Source organism: Streptomyces albospinus (genome assembly GCF_014648695.1).
GTDB classification, from domain to species: Bacteria; Actinomycetota; Actinomycetes; order Streptomycetales; family Streptomycetaceae; genus Streptomyces; species Streptomyces albospinus.
In genome coordinates this window covers 1-839 of sequence record NZ_BMRP01000145.1, presented here as the reverse complement: position 1 = coordinate 839, position 839 = coordinate 1, and the positions used below count along the sequence as shown (strand labels likewise).

1 protein-coding gene is annotated in these 839 nt (G+C 65.8%); it reads left to right on the top strand.

The genetic code is table 11. The annotated features are described in order from the left end of the window. A partial coding sequence (locus IEZ17_RS41685) for an IS701 family transposase (RefSeq protein ID WP_189308835.1) occupies positions 1 to 756 on the top strand: 756 nt, incomplete at its 5' end. Positions 757 to 839 lie beyond the last annotated feature (83 nt).

The window sequence follows — 839 nt, the reverse complement described above, 5'->3', positions numbered from 1 at the left end:
CGTGCGCTGATCGACCGAGAACTGTACGTTCCCACGTCCTGGACCGACGACCGGGAGCGGTGCCGGGCGGCCGGGATCGGTGACGAGGTGCCGTTCGCCACGAAGATCGAGCACCTCAAGTGGATGCTGCAACGCGCCATCGACGCGCGTGTGCCCTTCGCCTGGGTCACCGCTGACGAGGCATACGGGCAGGCCAAACACTTCCGCGTGTGGCTGGAACAACGCCGTATGGCACATGTGCTGGCCACCAAGGTCAACGACACTGTGATCACCACCGATGGCTACGACGCCCGCGTCGACGAGCTGATCGCGAAGGCGCCCAGGCAGGCGTGGAAGCTGATCTCGGCTGGAGCCGGAGCCCACGGTCGTCGGATCTACCACTGGGTCCGCGTGGCGATCAGGCCGGTGTGGGAGGACGGGTTCGGGCACTGGGTGCTGGCCCGCCGGAGCCTGGCTGATCCCACCGAGATCGCCTACTACGTCTGCTACGGCCCCGTCGCCTCCCGGCTCAAAGACCTGGTCGTGACTGCTGGAGCCAGGTGGCAGGTCGAAGAATGCTTCCAGACGGCCAAAGGTGAATGCGGCTTGGACCACTACCAAGTCCGTCTCTACCGGGCCTGGTACCGGCACATCACCCTCTCGATGGCGGCCCTCGCCTACCTGACCGCCACCCGGGCCACAGAAGCCGCAAAAGGGGCGACGGAGGCAGCGATCAAGAGCTCATACCCCTCAGTGTCCCCGAGATCCGCCGGCTGATCGGACACGTCTTCACCACACCCCGCTGCCATGCCAACGAGCACTATCTGCACTGGTCACACTTCCGACGCCGCAGCCAAGCC